This is a genomic window from Epilithonimonas hominis (assembly GCF_003730015.1).
In the GTDB taxonomy this organism is placed as follows: domain Bacteria; phylum Bacteroidota; class Bacteroidia; order Flavobacteriales; family Weeksellaceae; genus Epilithonimonas; species Epilithonimonas hominis.
Genome location: NZ_RJTU01000035.1, coordinates 39139 through 57253, shown reverse-complemented (window position 1 = coordinate 57253; position 18115 = coordinate 39139). Strand labels below are relative to the sequence as shown.

Below are 18115 nucleotides of genomic sequence, written 5' to 3'. Positions count from 1 at the left end.
GCTAAATGCACAACAGGTAATGATTAGTTTTTGTTGATTGTAAATCGAGCTTGGTCAGGGGAAATAATTTAATCTTTTTTTTGAGATATTTTCTGAATTCAGAAATATATTTTCTTCTTCATATGGTTTTATGAACTAATGATTATATTAAATTTTATTCATATAATTATTTTGAAATCAATTAATTACTAAATTAGTTGAGGTTTAATGATAAATATTTAGGCTATGGTTTTTTGTGAAGATCTTCGGAAAAATCTGGAAATATGTGTGGCGTCAAAGAGTTTTGGTGCAGAAAATCTCATCAAATGGTATCACACGATCGGAGATGCTAACCTTAACGAACGTGAAGAATATCAGAAAAAGACTGAATTATTACTTCTGAACACTTTTTTTAGTCATTTTCCAGAAATGGAAATAGAAAATCTCACCAGCGAAAGTCCGGATTTTATTATTAATTATAAAGGAAAAAGGATTGGGTTAGAAGTTTCGGAGATTATCAATCATTTTGAGCTGAAGAAAAAAGAAAGCTATATTAACACAGTATTTCGTAATGTTGAACAGGAGCTGAATCAGTACAAAAGTCTTTTCGGGATCCATTATCTTGATATCGATTATCAGAATCCGGAAATATTCTGCCAGCAGGAAAAGCTTACCAAAGAGATCCTTTCTGCGATTACCAATAACAAGAAAACAAAATTTGTGAAGAATATAAGAAGAACGCCCTCTCCAAAGGGTGTTTTTTTATTTCTGGAATACAGTTTTTCACTTTTTGATGAGCTAGATTCGGAGAAGATTCTGGATGTTATCAAGAAGAAGAATTCAAAATATCCTTTATATGACGGTAAATCTGAGGAGTGCTGGCTGGTGCTGGTTTCTAATATGTATAATATGTCTTCCAGGTACAGCTACATCCGCGAAAAAGAGAAGCTGAACAATGTTGAAAGTCCCTTCCGCAGGATTCTGCATCTTGAAAATCTCAGCAGGCAAATGATTTTTATAAAGTGATTGATTAAGATTATGTTAAATTTTATTGAATAGTATCCGTTTATGTAAATAAAATTTATATTTGTCTCAGTTATAGCACAAATAAAAATGAAAAATTATTTATTCTTCAGTCGGAGAGTTATCTTTATCTTGCTTTCTGTTTTTTGTTCATTATTGTGTTTTGGGCAGGGTTCCGAAACGATAACAAATCCTATTACCGGCAGCCCGACAAGCAGCTATACTTCCCGGACTTGGACAGGAGATAACGACCAGACATGGTCTTCAACAGATTCCAGAAGTGACCAGACCGTTAATGGTCAGGCAATACTAATCAGAAACGGGCAGATAGACTTCGGGCTTACGGCAGCTCAAAAATCTGCCGGGATAGGATCAATCAGTTTTAAAGCCAAGACACCTTTCGGCTCACCTGATACCGGGACCATCCAGATTTTGGTAGATGGTACTAATAAAGGTAGTGTTGCGATATCAAACGCATCAACGAGTGCTATTACTACTTATACTATTTCGGAAATCAACGTGGGATCATTTTCCACTATATCACTAAAACAAACTACAACCGGTAGCAGGATAGCTATAGATGATATCACCTGGACCTCTTACGCTGCTACAGATAATGATACGAATTCAGATATTTCGGGGTCAGGACTTACCCAGCCCACTTCTGTTATTTCTTCATTGGCGACTTCCGCAGCTTCACAGGTTAATGTTTTTGATTTCAATATTATAGATAAAGGAAATCCGGGAGATGGAAAAGCTACTAATGTAACGAAGATCACGATCACTAAAGGAGCTTCTGACAGTAATACATGGAGCACCATCATTGCCGGTGCGCAGCTTAAAGTAGGCGCTACAGTCATAACGCCAGACAGTACCACTATTAATGCTTCATCAATCGTTTTTGATCTTTCATCATCACCATTGACGGTTGCTAATAATTCAACAACAAAAGTGTCACTTTTTGTATATTTATCAACAACAGTTACAGATAATACTACATTGCAGTTTACCGTACCTACTGCTTCCTATGGTTTTACAGCAGATGGAAGCATTGGAAGTATTTTTGCATCTACTGTTACCGGCGCTGCTAATGCAACTACAGTTATTGTAACTGCAACTAAGCTAAGATTTACTACTCAGCCAACAGATACTGCTCTTAATGCGACTATGGCCTCTCCTGTGGTGATTGCTACTGATGCAAATGGTAATGTTGATACGGATTTTACAAATACTATTAATGTAACATCCAGCGGTACAATGAACAGTACCCCGAAAACCGCAAGTCCTGTTTCTGGAATAGCTACCTTTAATAATATCGTGCATACTGCTATCGGAAGTAACTTAACTCTAAATGCTACATCTGGTTCTCTTGCTTCTGCTACAAGTTCCACATTCAATATTATCCTTCAGAGTTCTGCATCAGATTATTTCAGAAGTAAAGGTACTGGAAATTGGGGTGCGGTCGGAAGTTGGGAGTCTTCCTCGGATAATGTGAACTGGATTTCTGCAACATTATCTCCAACATCATCGGCAGCTTTTGTCACCGTCAGAGCAGGCCATACCATTACGGTTTCAGCATCTGCAACATCTAAAAATCTGACCGTTGAGTCTGGTGGTTTTTTAACAGTTAATGATTCTTTTTCAATTTCCGGGACTAACACCATCAACGGAACCTGGAATCAAGCTATCACCACGGAAGTTACCAATACCGGAACTCTTGTTTTTGCTGCGGGATCTGTTTATAATCATCTTGCGAACGGCGGAACTGTTCCTGCTGCAACCTGGAACACGACTTCCAGTTGTAATATAACAGGGTTTACGAATAGTTCTCCAGTTACCGGCCCGGCCGGAATGAATCAGACCTTCGGAAATTTAACTTTTAATAACTCAGGATCCAGTAATTATATTAATTTGTTTTCAGGCACATCTTCGATAACTGTTAATGGAACCTTCACAGTTGGGCCGGCCAGTGGTAATTTGGTTTCCTTTTCTAATAATTCCGGAACAATTACTGCGAATATCAATAAAATAAATGTTACAGGAGGAGGGCTGAATGGGGTCGGTTCATCTGCTGTCCTGAATCTTAATGTGGCTACGGATCTGAACGTCTCTGGTGCCGGTGCTTTCAGAATGAGTACAGGAAGTGGAACGGCCAATGTTACCGTTGGGAATGATGTTACAATATCAGACACAGGCTTTATAGAAATTGTGGCGGGACCCAATTCCAATGTTCCGCCACAAACACTAAATGTTCAAAGAGATTTTATTATAAACGGTGTTGTAGCACAGCTTCGTATGAAACCTAATAACGCTTCTTCTGCGGTTCCAACGGTCAATGTCGGTAGAAATTTTTCTTCAAATAATACTGATGCCAATGCAATAGATGTCGATTTCGGAAAAGGGACAGTGGCAAGCAGTGCGATTAACATCACCGGAAATTTTACCCACACGGGAAATGGTGTTTATAAGACAACATCAGCTTCTCAGGCAAAAGGATTTGTTTTCAGAGGGTCATCTTCATCACCATCACAGATCAGCAATTCCGGCACCAATTTAGACTATACAAGCTATGTAGTGGATGCAGGTAGTTTTGCTTCACTAACATCTAATCTTACGCTAGGTTCATCGACAGGGCCTGCTTCTTATTTTACGGTAAACGGAAACCTCAACTTCAATGATAAATCGATTATAGGAAATGCTGTTGCTAGATTCATTACTGCTGCGGGCGCAACGCTTGCTACTTCGAATGTTGATGGCTTAGGCGGGACAGCGGCTTCCGGAAGTTTGATGTCTTTTAGTTCAACAAACACGACTTCTACAAACGGAACAGCGCAGTTTATTGCAGGTATTAATTATATCTTTAATGGGTCGACAACTACACCTTTTCCTGGAACTTTTGGGAATCCTGCAAGCCTTACTTTTAATAATGCTGATGTAACTTCTAACAGGACAGCAACTTTAACTGTCACCGGTGCGGTCAATATTAACGGGACTTCAAAATTCGCCCTGAATTCTTCCGGTTCCAATAATCTTGCTCTTGGTGGTGTTTTGACGGTTGATACGAATGCTTCTTTCGACAGCAACGGAGAAAATCAGATAACCAATGGTGGTGGCGGATCAGTGGTGGTAAACGGAACTTTTATAACGAAGGATGCACAGGGCTTTTCCGGGACCAATGCCACTATACCTGGAATTACAGATATTACGCTCAATAATGGTTCTACCGTTCAATATGCCTTGGATGGTGCGCAAGCCATTAGCTCAAGAACTGATTATAAAAATCTTCTTTTTACAGGGAATGGAACCAAATCATCAAATAAAATCATTACTCCGATTGAAGGCACAGTGACTGTTAGTGGTGCCAATACCATTTTGGATGTTTCTAACAATACATTTGGAGATAAGAGTACAAGCCTTACAATGACTGCTGGTACTTTCCGTTTGGGTGGTTCTGGAGTGAAGCCTGATATCAGCGGAACATACAGCTTGTCTGCCGGAACTACGATAGAATTTACAGGAACATCCGCGACTCAGATTCGTCTTGCACCGCAGTATGCCAATGTTGTGATATCTGGAACCAACGTAGTTGCCGGAACTACAACCAACGGCGGATTAACTTTCCGTGCAGGTGGTAATTTTACAGTGAAGACCGGTGCGAGATTTAAAGTGAATAATGATAATGGTTTCAGCGGTGATACCACTACGGCCATCAAAAACACCAATTCTCCTGTGATTACTTTAGAAACCGGATCAACTATAGATTATATGGGCTCGGATCAGATTATTACCAATGCTTTACCTTATCAAAATCTAACTGTTTCCACATTAGGAACCAAGACTTCAGCTTCCGGTGATCTTATTGTCAATAATCTTACAACAGTTAGTGCGGGAACACTTAAGTTTCTTAAAACTGCGGATAATGCTACGCCTAATGTCCTGTATGCGCACAAAGGCATCAATAGTGTCGGCGGATCTGTAATTTTTGAAAATAACGCACAGTTGATGCAGGATGACGATGCTAATAATCTGCAGGCAACAATACAAAGCCAGAGAGATGTTGTGGATATGAACAATATATCGACACAGATGGATTATGTTTACTGGAGTTCCCCTGTAGCTGGTCAAAATATAAAAGCTTTTTCACCGAACACACCAGCCAATGGATATTTGCAATACAATGAGTCGAATGATAAGTTTAGTGTAACTTCGGATACGGATTTTCAGATCGGTAAGGGTTATGCCATACGTGCAGAAACCGGAACCAATGGCTACAATAAAAGTTATGTCTTTACGGGAATTCCTCATAATAGTTCTCTGGATTCGCCAAATCTGAAATGGACAAATAGCAACCACGGTTACAATCTGGTTGGTAATCCTTATCCATCTAATATCAACTTTGATGCTTTGTTTGCCAATAACAGTTCAAAAATATATTCTACAGCCTGGTTCTGGACTAATAATAGTTATACAGCTGCACAACTTGGTTCTAGTTATAACGGAAATAATTACGCTGTTTACAATGGCAGTGGCGGTTCTCCAGCTACTTACTCACCAACTAGTCCTTATAACGGATCTGCAATACCGAATGGCATTGTAAAAGTAGGGCAGGCATTTATTGTGCAGGCAAAATCTACAGGTATGAATCAGCCAATCGGTTTTACGAATACAATGCGAACCACATCCGGAGGTAATTTCTTCCAAAAGCAAGGAGCAAAAAACAGGTTCTGGCTTACTATGACTTCTCCAAATACTCTTGTTAATACAATATTGGTTGGCTATATAACTGGAGCTTCCAATGATTTTGAAACTGATTTTGACGGGGAGTTATTTGTAGTAGGTTCGGACTCATTTTACTCTCTTTTGGGAGCGAAAAAACTAGCCATACAAGGGAAAGCGGATGTTTTTTCTGCGGATGATGTTGTAAGCATAGGAAATGTTTACTCTACCGATGGTAGTTATTCGATTAACCTCCAAGATGCTGAAGGCTTGTTTGATGGCAGTCAGAAAATATACCTCAGAGATAAGTTACTCAATAAGTATATTGATATGACATCCGACCACTCTTACCAATTCACTGCTGTTAAAGGAACTGATAATACAAGGTTTGAAATAGTATATAAAGATAAATCTGTTCTGGGTTCTGATAGTGCTGTGAAAAGTAATTTCATCGTTTATAAAGACGGAAATGAGCAGGTTGTTAAATCCGATAAAAAATTAGGAAGAATTGAATTGTTTGATGCTTCCGGAAAGTTGATAAGGTCATATGTTGCCACATCTAATGAGTTTCGCATCGACACCAGCACACTGATGAATGCGCTTTATATAATTAAAATCAATAATTCTGGTGAAATCAGAACTAAAAAATTTATCAAATAGAAATAATTAACATAAAAATTTTATAATTTTTCTACGGGCTGTTTTTTATAAACAAATCATTAAGTAGGCTTGTTTTTCTTAAAAATTATTTCAAGAAATATGTTTTCAGATAAAATTATTTTTCCACTTTGATTTTGTTGAGACGAAAATGCTCCTCATATTATTTGATATAATCAAAAAAAATTAAGTAATAAAAAAATTATAGCTAAAAGAATCGTTAATTTTATTTAATGTTAATATTTTTATATATCTGCTATTTTTTTATATATTTACAACCTGAAAATTATGCTTAGTTTTAAACTACAGATGAAAAAATATTTGACCCTTACATATATAGGCATTAGTTTAATGGCTGGTGCACAGTTCAAAGAGAACACTTTTGATAATCAATCCAATCAGACTGTCCAGACTAGCTCTGCAGATGACAATACTTTTGAAAATGGACAGTCAACTACTGGTGTCCCTGTGGGAGGAGAGCATGAAGAAGGTCCGGGTAACCCTGGTGAGCCGGTTCCCATTAATGGGGTGGTGCCAATACTGCTTCTTACAGGTATTGCTCTATTGGCATATTTTTATAAGAAGAATAAAAGTTTAATATAAATAAAACTAATCCGAAATTGAAATTTCGGATTTTTTGTGATATGTACAAAAATATTCTTAAACCTATTTTCGATTACACATTTTCTTTTTTGTTAATCCTTATTTTATCGCCATTATTATTATTATTAATTATCTTACTTTACTTTTTTAATCAAAAAAATGTATTCTTTTTTCAGAGCCGACCAGGTAAAAACGAAAGGATTTTTCGGATTATAAAATTTAAGACAATGACTGATGAAAAAGACCAACAAGGTAATCTCCTTCCAGATGAAAAAAGACTTACAAAAATGGGGAGATTTGTAAGGAAAACTTCATTAGATGAGTTACCACAGTTATTTAACGTATTGAAAGGCGATATGAGTTTTATCGGTCCTAGACCTCTATTAGTGAGTTATCTAACGTTGTATAACGACGAGCAAAAGAAAAGGCATCACATAAAACCAGGCATCACAGGATGGGCTCAGGTTAATGGGCGCAATGCTATTACGTGGGAGCAAAAGTTTATTTTCGATGTTTTTTATGTCAATAACATTAGTTTTACTCTTGATCTTAAAATCTTTCTTCTAACCATAAAAAAAGTGCTAAAGTCTGAAGGAATCAATACGATAGGAGTAGCAACTACAGAAAGTTTTAAAGGGAATGATAATGAGTAAAGATCTATATATATTAGGTGCAGGCGGACATTCTAAAGTTGTTATAGAAATTGCAGAAGATCTAGGTTATAAAATAATTTCTATATTGGATGATAATCCTTCTGTTGAGAATATTTTCCAATACAAGGTTGTTCATAGTTCAGACAATAGCACTATTTCTGAAAACGTTTTTTTGGCAGTTGGAAATAATATCAATAGAAAAAAAATTGCCTCCAGGTTTCTTGCTCCTGAGTTAAATCTTATCCATCCTTCAGCGGTGGTTTCTAAAAGAACAACTTTTGGCTATGGCAACGCTGTGATGGCGGGGGTGGTTATTAACTCTTCGGTAAAAATCGGGAATCATTGTATTATAAATACATCAGCTTGTATAGATCACGATTGCAAAATAGATGATTTTGTACATATCTCACCTAATGCTTCATTAGCAGGCAATGTGAGAGTAATGGAAGGTGCTCATGTAGGGATTGGTGCTACTGTGAAGCAAGATATCACTATAGGACAATGGTCTGTTGTAGGTGCAGGTGCAGTTGTAATAAATGATGTTCCTGATAATGCAGTGGTTGTAGGCAATCCGGCAAGAATATTGAATAAGAAAAAATAACTTTCTAAATAGTTTTTCTAATATTATGTTAAATAGTTTTAACTTTGTCTGGAAATTAAATTTTTCATAATATAAACTATCTTTATTACAATCAATAAATGAAATCTAAAATTTGGCTTTCATCGCCGCACATGGGCGGAGGAGAAATGAAGTATGTACAGGAGGCGTTCGATCAAAATTGGGTGGCGCCACTGGGGAAAAATGTTGATGAATTTGAAAATGCCATTCAAGAATTTATAGAAGAAGATAAATTTGTTGCAGCACTGAGTTCAGGAACAGCAGCTTTGCACTTAGCACTTATACAATTGGGTGTAGGATATGGTGATGAAGTTATTTGCCAATCCTTCACATTTTCAGCATCAGCAAATCCTATAAAATATCTTGGAGCTAATCCTGTTTTTGTAGATTCGGATCCGGTAAATTGGAATATGTCACCATTTTTTCTAGAAGAAGCAATAAAGGACAGAATTTCAAAAAACAAGAAACCCAAAGCTGTTATAGTAGTTCATCTCTATGGTATGCCAGCGCTGATGGATGAAATTACAGCAATCTGTTCTAAATATGAGATTCCGTTGATTGAAGATAGTGCGGAAGCATTAGGTTCTACTTATAAAAATAAAAAATGTGGAACTTTTGGCGATTTTGCTATTTTATCTTTTAATGGAAATAAAATCATAACAACATCTGGAGGGGGTGCATTAGTTGGTCCTACAAAAGAAACTAAAGAGAAAACAATTTTTCTATCAACTCAGGCTAGAGACAATGCTCCACATTATCAGCATTCCGAAATAGGATATAATTATAGGTTAAGTAATATATGTGCCGGAATAGGTAGGGGACAGATGGAGGTGCTTCCCGACCGCATTCAGCAAAGAAGAGCCGTAAATGACTTTTACAAGGATGTTTTTTCAAATATTGACGCTGTAAACCTTTTTTCAGAGGCTAGTTCAGATTTTTTTTCCAATCATTGGCTTTCCAGTATTACGATAGATAAAAAAGTAACCACACGAACGAATCAAGAATTAATGGCAGCTTTTGCCGAGGAGAATATAGAAACGCGTCCTTTGTGGAAACCTATGCACCTCCAACCTGTTTTTAATGATTGTCAATATTATGGCGAAACTGTTTCTGAAGAATTATTTACAGCAGGTTTATGTCTGCCTTCAGGATCAAATATTACCAACGACGATAAAAACAGAATTTATGAGGTCATAAGTAAGTACCAATTTTAATAATTAATAACCGAAAATGAATAAGGTTAAAAATGCCGGCAAATTATCATTAAGTGATAGTGTTTTAGAACTTTTTGATCTAAAATTTTTACCACGGTGGGTTATACTTGTTATTGATATATTACTGTTGCTAATATCACTTTTGGTTTCGCATCTCCTTATTTTGGAGTTAAATGTGAAGCATTATAATGTCTTTCCTCTTTTGTATGTTTTTTTAGCTATCATCGGAACTAATGTTCTGTATATGTATATCTTCAAAACATATCTTGGGGTGATAAGGCATTCTACATTTGTAGATCTTTTTAAGATTTTTATGGCTAATCTAAGTTGTGTTTTAACTATATTAATCATAAACTACTCCTACTATATTACTTTTCAGAAAAAGCTAATACTCGTTCCGTTTCTAGGGCTTTATTTTGCTATTTCCTGCCTCTTCTTATTTGTTTTCAGATTATGTGTGAAAGGCATTTTTAACATAATAAAGGAAAATAAAAGAAGTTCCAGCAGAAAAAAAATATTTATACTAGGTGATGATGATACATCTATTGCTATAGCTCAGGTTATTCTTTCCAATCCGAACCTGCCTTTTGATATTAAAGGATTTATTTCTTACAATACAAAAAAAGTAATAATCAAACTTTTAGATAAAAAAATTATCTCAAGAACTGATTTCATTAACGCTCTTGAAAATGGAAAAAGTGAGGTAGATGGAGTCCTTGTGATAAAAGAAGCATTACATAAAGACGAGCTTGATTTTTGGGTTAATCTGTTCTTGGAACATAATCTGAAAATATATAAAGCGCCATCGATGCAAAAACTAAGAAGTAAAGATATTATAAACAATATCAGAACTATTCAGATAGAGGATTTGCTAAATAGGAAGCAAATAAAACTGGATAATTTGGAAGTGAAAAAAAGACATTTTCAAAAAACCATATTAGTCACAGGAGGGGCGGGATCTATTGGAGGAGAAATTGTGAAGCAGGTTGCTTTATTAGAGCCATTGCAAATAGTTATCCTGGATCAATCTGAAACGCCATTGTATGAAACTGAGCTGGAAATGAGAGAGATGTATCCTCATATTAATTTTAAATTTGTTCTCGCAGATATATCAAACTACAGCCGACTGGAGCCTTTATTCGAAAAGTACAAGTTCTCAATGGTTTATCACGCGGCTGCATATAAACATGTACCGCTGGTAGAAGATAATCCTCACGAAGCTGTTTTGGTAAATGTTCTTGGAACCAAAAATTTGTCATTGCTGGCCAGCAAATATAATGTGAATAGATTTGTGATGGTTTCTACAGATAAAGCTGTAAACCCTACCAACGTAATGGGCGCTTCAAAAAGAGTTGCAGAGTTATTTGTTCAGTCTCTTCAGAATGTCGAAGGTAATACTACCAAATTTATTACAACCAGATTTGGAAACGTTTTGGGATCCAATGGATCTGTTATCCCTCATTTTAGAAAACAGATAGAAAAAGGTGGTCCGGTAACGATTACACACCCAAACATTGTTAGGTATTTTATGACCATAGCTGAAGCTTGTGAATTAGTTCTAAATGCTGGAACAATGGGATCAGGAGGTGAGATCTACGTTTTCGATATGGGAGATCCTGTGAAAATTCTTGATCTAGCAAAGAGAATGATAAAACTTTCAGGTTTTGAACCAGACTTGGATATAAAAATTATTTACACAGGGCTGAGGCCTGGTGAGAAACTTTATGAAGAGCTTCTTAGCGACAATACCAGAACTTTGCCCACCTCTCACGAAAAGATTATGATCTCAAAAGATCCGTCGATGCAGTTCTCCGAGATTGATAAAATGACAGATCTCGTAATTGAATTTTCAAGAAAAGAAGAGAAGCAAGAAATTGTGAGAATCTTAAAATCTATAGTAAAAGAATTTAAAAGCAATAATTCTATTTATGAATCGTTAGATAAATAAGAATTCCTATATTTGCAAACCTTCAGTTAAGAATTAAAGTTTATGAGAAGAGTTTTATCCATATTTTTTATGGTTTTTGTCCTATTGATGGTCTTTTCGTGTAATACGAAAAAAAATATTCAATACTTTAAAAACATCGAGGATGTTGCTATAAAAGAGTCGATAAGAGCAAATACATCAACAATACAACCCGGTGATATGTTAGGCATTGTGGTGCTGGCTAAAGACAATGAAGTAGCTAAACCATTCAATCAAAATTATTATTCAACAGATATGTCTCAGTACTCTTCTGTACCTAGTAGAAGTGCTTCTGTAGAACCTATTTACATTGTGGATAGTAAAGGTAATATAGACTTCCCAATTTTAGGTTCTATTAATACCACAAGTCTGAACGTGGATCAATTGAGGGAGATACTAAAAGATAAACTTTCGAAATACATTAAAAATCCAGGCGTTAATTTAAGAACTGTAAATTATAAAGTTACCGTATTAGGAGAAGTTAGTAGAACAGGTACTTTTACCATTGATAGCGGTCAGCCTACCACTATTCTAAATGTTTTAGGATTGGCAGGAGACCTTACTATTTATGGTGAAAGAAAAAATGTTTTAGTGATAAGAAATGTAGATGGTGTTACAACGAAAGAATACATAGATCTAACCAGTGCAGATTTGTTTAACTCTCCATATTATTACGTTAAGCAAAATGATGTCATCTATGTTACGCCAAACAAAGCTAGACAAAGTGCCTCTTCTTTTGGGCCAGAAATTGGAGTGATTATATCTGTTGTATCGGTGGTTGTGGGTGTATTAGCGCTTGTATTTAGATAAAACTTATAATAACCAAGATTTTTTAATAACGTTAAAATATTTGTAAATTTTACGACATATTTTTAAAAATAATAACTCATTTAATGGAATTGACTAAAAACGAAGAAGAACTTAATTTAAGAGAGATAATTAAACCATATTTGAAGAGATGGCATTGGTTTGTACTTTCAGTTTTTTTTACAATAATTTTGGCAATCTGCTACATACTTTTTACTACTCCCGTTTTTAAGATACAATCTTCTGTTTTAATAAAAGATGCAAACAAAATGTCTAGTGCATCAGGAGACTTTGGTGTTTTAGCTGGATTAGGAGGTTTTGCTGGTATGGGAACAAACAGTATAGAAAATGAATTGGAAATATTTAAGTCTAAAAGAATCATAGAAGATGTTGCTAAGAATCTTAAATTTCAAGTTTCTATATATTCTAGAGAAAAATTTCACGATGTAGAACTTTATAAGGATACTAATCCTTTTAACGTTTTAGTCATCAACGAAAAGAAATACGAAGAATTACCAGAAGAACCAATTGACGTCAAAATATCCGGTGATAAAATTGTTCTTTCGTCAAAAGAGCTGAATCAAGATATTGTTACTACTTTCAATAAAACTATTAGTTTGCCTTATGCTAATCTCATGATTACCAAAAATCCACATTTTAACAGGAATAAGGTTAAAAAATTGGATTTGAATGATTTTTATATTACCTATTCTGATTTTGATGGGATTGTTAACGATTACCAGGAAAATTTAGAAGTGGATCTTGCGGATAAGGATGCAACTGTAATTTCTCTATCTATGGCACATCCCAACAAGGATAAGGCTAAAAACTTTCTTAATAACCTTGTCACTGTGTACAATGAGTATGCGCTCACAGACAAAAATACCGAATCTAAGCAAACAAAAGATTTCATTGATGATAGAATTGTGCTTATCTCAAAGGAACTTGGAAATGTAGAAAGTGATAAAGAAAGATTTAAAGTAGAAAATGATATTGTAGACTTAGCCACAGAAGCTAGAATAAATTTGCAGATATCTACAGAAACAAGGCGAAAAAGTTTGGAGCTAGATACGCAGATAGAAATAAGTAAAATGCTTCTAAATTATATTGATGCACAATCCAATAATTATCAAGTACTACCTACTAATATCGGATTAGATAATACAACAGCTACCTCTAATATATCTGCCTATAATAAACTTGTAATAGACAGAAACAGACTTTTGGAAAATGCGACACCGGATAATCCACTTGTAAAAGAAATCACAAAAGATATCCAAAGTCTGAAAACTGCCATGAGAGAAAGTGTTCAGAGATATTTAATAAATCTTAATGCAACAAAAAGACAAGTTGATTCTGAAAATGGTAGCAGTGATAGTGAAATAAGAAAACTACCGAAGCAAGAAAAACTTTTTAGAAATATTGAAAGACAGCAGCAAATAAAAGAAAATCTTTACTTGTTACTGCTGCAAAAAAGAGAAGAAGCAGCTATCTCTATGGCTATGACTGGAGAGAAAGCAAGGGTCGTAGATTATGCTTATGTTGCTAAAAAACCGATTTCTCCCAAAAAAATAATCGCTATATTAGTTTCCTTGGTTATTGGGCTTCTAATTCCCGTAGCTATTATTTATTTGAAAGAATTGTTGAATAATAAGATTATAAATAAGCATGATCTTGAAAAACTGACTAAAAATCCAGTTTTTTGTGAGATTCCAAGATTATATAAAAATGACGGTAAAGTTATTACAAAAAACGATCTTTCACCTTTAGCAGAAGCTTTTAGAATTCTGGTAACTAATCTAAACTTCGTACTACCAAAAAGTAACTATGCTAAAAAGATATTCGTTACCTCGACTGTAAAAGGAGAAGGGAAGACTTTTGTTTCGGTAAACTTAGCACTAGCATTTGCATCACCATCGAAAAAAGTATTGGTAATCGGCTCTGATATTAGAAATCCCCAGTTGCAGAGATATAATCCTTCAATGAAAAATGCAAAAGGACTTTCTGAATATTTATACGGTGAAATAACTAATGCAAAAGAGATTATTAATCCAAGTGGATTTCATCCTAACTGTGATTTTATTTATTCCGGCGTAATACCTCCTAATCCAACAGAACTGCTACAAAATGGTAGATACGAGGAGCTTTTAGACTCATTAAAACTTGATTATGACTACATTATCCTTGATACCGCTCCATTAATGTTGGTATCGGATTCTTTATTAATCGCAGATGTAGCAGATGTAACAGTTTATGTAACAAGATCGGAAGTAACTAAGAAGGATTTTATAGAATTTGCAAACAACACTGTTGATTCACTTAAAATAAAAAATGTAAGCTTTGTTGTTAATGATGTACATAAGAATAATTTTGGGTATGGCAATAAGTATGGCTATGGTTATCAAGCTGAGGAGAAGAAGTGGTGGCAAAAAATATTTTAATTGAAGATCCCTTTTTTCTGAAGTAGATGAGAATTAACATATCAGAGTATAAACAGGTAATATTAAATTTTATCAATCTGGCTTTCGTACAAGCTGCTAATTTACTATTACCGCTTATAACAATTCCCTATGTCATTAGAACTGTTGGTTTTGAAAATTTTGGGTTAGTTGCTTTTGCAACTTCTATAGTTAACTATTTTTCAGTTCTTATCAATTATGGGTTTAATTTGACAGCTACTAAAGGAGTTTCACAAAATAGGAATGATAGTCAGTACTTAAATAAACTTTTTTGTACGGTAACGTATTCGAAAGTTTTATTAAGCTTTATTTCAATTTTAATATTTTTAGTTTTATCTATATTGATAGTATCAATAAAAAATAATTTCTATGTGTATTTATATTTACTGCTGTCAATTATATTTACAAATCTTTCTCCAGATTGGTTTTTTCAGGGAATACAACAGCTTAAATTTCTTACATACTTAAATTTATCTTTAAAAATAATCAGTACTATTCTAACATTTTTCCTAATAAAGGTAACTTCAGATTATTATTATTTGGCAATAATTCCTTTTATTAATAGTGTTTTTTTATTTGCTATCTCTCATTTATACATTCAGATTAAACATAAATTTCGATATTTAAGGGTTGACCTAAGTGGTATTTTTAAAGAATTGTATCAGAGTCGATTTGTTTTTCTTTCCCAGGTTAAAATTACTTTTTTTAACAATTTTAATACAGTAGTTTTGGGTTTTCTAACTGATAACAAAATTGTAGGTATTTTTTCTTCAGCAGATAAAATAATAAAAGTCTTTTCATCTATTCAGGTTCCAATAGTAACTGCATTATTTCCGCACATAGCGATGAAAATCAAAAACAGTAGAGAAACCGTTTTTTACGAGCTAAAAAAGATTGCTGTTTACGGATCAGTTTTGTATGGAGCGATATTAATAATTTTGTTCATTTTGGCACCTTGGATTTCTCAGATTATGTTTGGAGCGGAAGTAGATCAAATTGCTTTACTGATTAGGATAATGAGTTTTATTCCGTTGTTTATTTTTATAAACAATTTATTTGGCACTCAATATTTATTGAATACCGGACTAGAAAAAAAATTTTTAATTAATTTAATAATTGCAGCTTTGTTAAATGTGGTTATTATATTTCCATTAACTTATTATTTTAAAGCAATCGGAACATCATTTTCAATTTTTATTACGGAATTATTTGTTTTAATTTCTATGTATAATTCTGCTAAGAAAGTGAATGCAACATTAAAAATATAATGATGAAAATAAATATCATTTTGCCCTTGTTTGCACGAGTCCCTAGTGGGGGAACAAAAATCATGTACGAATATGCTTCTAGACTTTCTGAAAAAGGTTTTAATGTACAGATTTATAATTGTTTAAAAACACCATATTATCCTTACAGTAAATATAAACCTTTTTTTATCAGAAAGTTAATTAGTTTTTTTTATGATAAAAATAAGCCAAAGCCTAATTGGTTTAGTTTTGATAAAGAAGTTAAATTTAATTTTATTAATAACATAAGTGATGATCAAGTACGCGATGCAGATATTATACTTTTTACATGGTGGGCACTTGCAGATCCCATAAACAAACTTTCAGAATCGAAAGGAAATAAAATTAATATTATCCAAGATTATGAAACATGGACAGGCCACGAAAATTTAGTTCATGATTCTTATAAAAAAGATAATATTACTAATATAGCCATATCAAAATTTGTTTATAATATTGTTAAATCATTTGATTCAAAAGTTTCTTTTATACCCAATGCAATAGATTTATTAAAATTTTCTTGTAGGAAACCAATTTTAAAAAGGTCTAATAATTCTTTTATAATGATGTATTCTAAGGAATATAGAAAAGGTTCAGAAGTTGGATTAAAAGCTTTTCAAAAGTTAAAAAAAATATTTCCAGACTTAGAACTTACATTATTTGGGGTTTCTGATAGAGGAGAAGAAATACCAGATTGGATTACATATTTGCAGAATCCAAATAATCTTCCGGAACTATATAACTCTCATATGTTTTTTGTAACCAATAGCTTAGTTGAAGGCTGGGGGCTTCCATTGCACGAAGCTATGGCTTCTGGATGTGTGTGCATATGCACAGATATTGTGGGACATAGCCAGTTCATTGAAAATAATCCAGGGATGCTAACTTATGAACCTGGAGATTATAAATCATTATTAAATGTCCTTAAAAGATTGCTTTCGTTGGAAAATCATGAATTAGATTTAATATCTGAAAATAACATAAAATTAGTACAAAAATATGATTGGAATAAGACGATTAATCAGTTAATTAATCATTTTTGAATATAGAATAAATTATTTTTATAGTAAAATTATAATTTCTCAACATGGTTAATGTTTTCTTTGCTGTTTTTCTAATATTTAGTATTCTATATTTTGTAAATATAAAGAATAAAAATATAAGTAATTTTATTTATGTTCTATGCGGATTAGTTTTGGTTTTAATAGCTGGACTAAGAAGTCCAGGGGTAGACAATGACTATTATGTTTATAGAAATTATTGGCAAACAAACAATTTAAAAGACGAAGTTGAAACATCTTTTATAAGTATTAAGAATTTTATGAAGTTTATTCTAAATACTAATTTTCAGTCTTTTTTACTATTATATGCCTTTATGGGTGTTACCATGAAGTTAATTGCAATTAAAAAACTTTCTCCGCTTTTATGGGCATCATTACTTATTTATTTTTCTCATTATTTTTTATTGCATGAATTTACACAAATTAGAATTGGAGTAGCTACAGGCTTTTTACTACTTTCTTTGTATTATTTGGCTGATAAGAGATATGTTATTTTTTATATATTTGCACTACTGGCTATTTATTTTCACCAAAGTTGTTTTTTTATTATATTATTCCCATTATTTTCCAATACAAGAAAAAATCTAAATATTTATTTATGTATTGTTCCTGTTGGATATGTATTATATTTTTTTAATACCTATCTTAATTTGAATATACCGATACCATATCTTCAAGATAGAATTGAAATTTATGAAAAGGCAACAAAATCAGGATTTTTAAAAGATGAAACAACGAACGTTTTTAATGTTCTTTTTCTATTCAGAATATTTATTTTATACGTTTTGTTTATATATTCAAAAAAGATTTCGATGTATTATTCTAAAATATATCTCTTGCTGAAGATTTATACAATTTCGTTATTTGTCTTTTTATATTTATCCAAAATTCCCGTTTTTGCATTCCGTATACAAGAATTGTTAGGTGTGGTTGAGATTATACTTTTCCCTTGCTTTTTATTTATATTTGCAAATAAATTTAGATTCATAGGAGTTTTATCTGTCTGGATCATTGCTCTTGTTTTTTTTCTTATGGATATTTTCTATGTAAAACTACTAATCGTAAAATAATA

Annotated in this window: 12 protein-coding genes; all 12 read left to right on the top strand. The window is 33.4% G+C overall.

Annotated elements, in window-relative coordinates:
• The first annotated feature begins 225 nt into the window (after window positions 1–225).
• The 12 genes from EGH73_RS05645 (at window position 226) to EGH73_RS05590 (ending at window position 18113) form a co-directional block, all read left to right on the top strand.
• Window positions 226–1005: a hypothetical protein gene (locus EGH73_RS05645; protein WP_123281042.1), complete on the top strand. Its 780-nt coding sequence runs from the start codon at window positions 226–228 to the stop codon at window positions 1003–1005.
• A gap of 87 nt (window positions 1006–1092) precedes the next feature.
• Window positions 1093–6378 (top strand): T9SS type A sorting domain-containing protein, encoded by a 5286-nt coding sequence (locus EGH73_RS05640; RefSeq protein WP_123281041.1) that lies wholly within the window; start codon window positions 1093–1095, stop codon window positions 6376–6378.
• A 306-nt stretch (window positions 6379–6684) separates the two neighbouring features.
• Complete coding sequence (locus EGH73_RS05635) at window positions 6685–6978, top strand: hypothetical protein (RefSeq protein ID WP_148041682.1); 294 nt, start codon at window positions 6685–6687, stop codon at window positions 6976–6978.
• Window positions 6979–7019: 41 nt separating this feature from the next.
• Entirely contained in the window at window positions 7020–7631 is a 612-nt protein-coding gene (locus tag EGH73_RS05630) for a sugar transferase (RefSeq protein WP_123281039.1), read from the top strand.
• Window positions 7624–8232: an acetyltransferase gene (locus EGH73_RS05625; protein ID WP_123281038.1), complete on the top strand. Its 609-nt coding sequence runs from the start codon at window positions 7624–7626 to the stop codon at window positions 8230–8232. Before EGH73_RS05630 ends, EGH73_RS05625 begins: the two co-directional genes overlap by 8 nt.
• 98 nt (window positions 8233–8330) lie before the next feature.
• Window positions 8331–9464, top strand: a complete 1134-nt coding sequence (locus EGH73_RS05620) for an aminotransferase class I/II-fold pyridoxal phosphate-dependent enzyme (protein WP_123281037.1) — start codon at window positions 8331–8333, stop codon at window positions 9462–9464.
• Window positions 9465–9480: 16 nt separating this feature from the next.
• Window positions 9481–11412, top strand: coding sequence for a polysaccharide biosynthesis protein (locus EGH73_RS05615; RefSeq protein ID WP_123281036.1), 1932 nt, complete (start codon window positions 9481–9483; stop codon window positions 11410–11412).
• Window positions 11413–11454: 42 nt separating this feature from the next.
• Window positions 11455–12240, top strand: coding sequence for a polysaccharide biosynthesis/export family protein (locus EGH73_RS05610; protein WP_123281035.1), 786 nt, complete (start codon window positions 11455–11457; stop codon window positions 12238–12240).
• Window positions 12241–12323: 83 nt separating this feature from the next.
• Window positions 12324–14678 carry a GumC family protein gene (locus tag EGH73_RS05605; RefSeq protein ID WP_123281034.1) on the top strand — a complete coding sequence of 785 codons (2355 nt, stop codon included), beginning with the start codon at window positions 12324–12326 and terminating at the stop codon, window positions 14676–14678.
• Between the two features lie 26 nt (window positions 14679–14704).
• On the top strand, window positions 14705–15964 hold the full coding sequence (locus EGH73_RS05600; RefSeq protein WP_123281033.1) for an oligosaccharide flippase family protein: 1260 nt from the start codon (window positions 14705–14707) through the stop codon (window positions 15962–15964).
• Window positions 15965–15966: 2 nt separating this feature from the next.
• Window positions 15967–17025, top strand: coding sequence for a glycosyltransferase family 4 protein (locus tag EGH73_RS05595; protein ID WP_184808075.1), 1059 nt, complete (start codon window positions 15967–15969; stop codon window positions 17023–17025).
• 44 nt (window positions 17026–17069) lie between these two features.
• Complete coding sequence (locus EGH73_RS05590; RefSeq protein WP_123281031.1) at window positions 17070–18113, top strand: EpsG family protein; 1044 nt, start codon at window positions 17070–17072, stop codon at window positions 18111–18113.
• Window positions 18114–18115 lie beyond the last annotated feature (2 nt).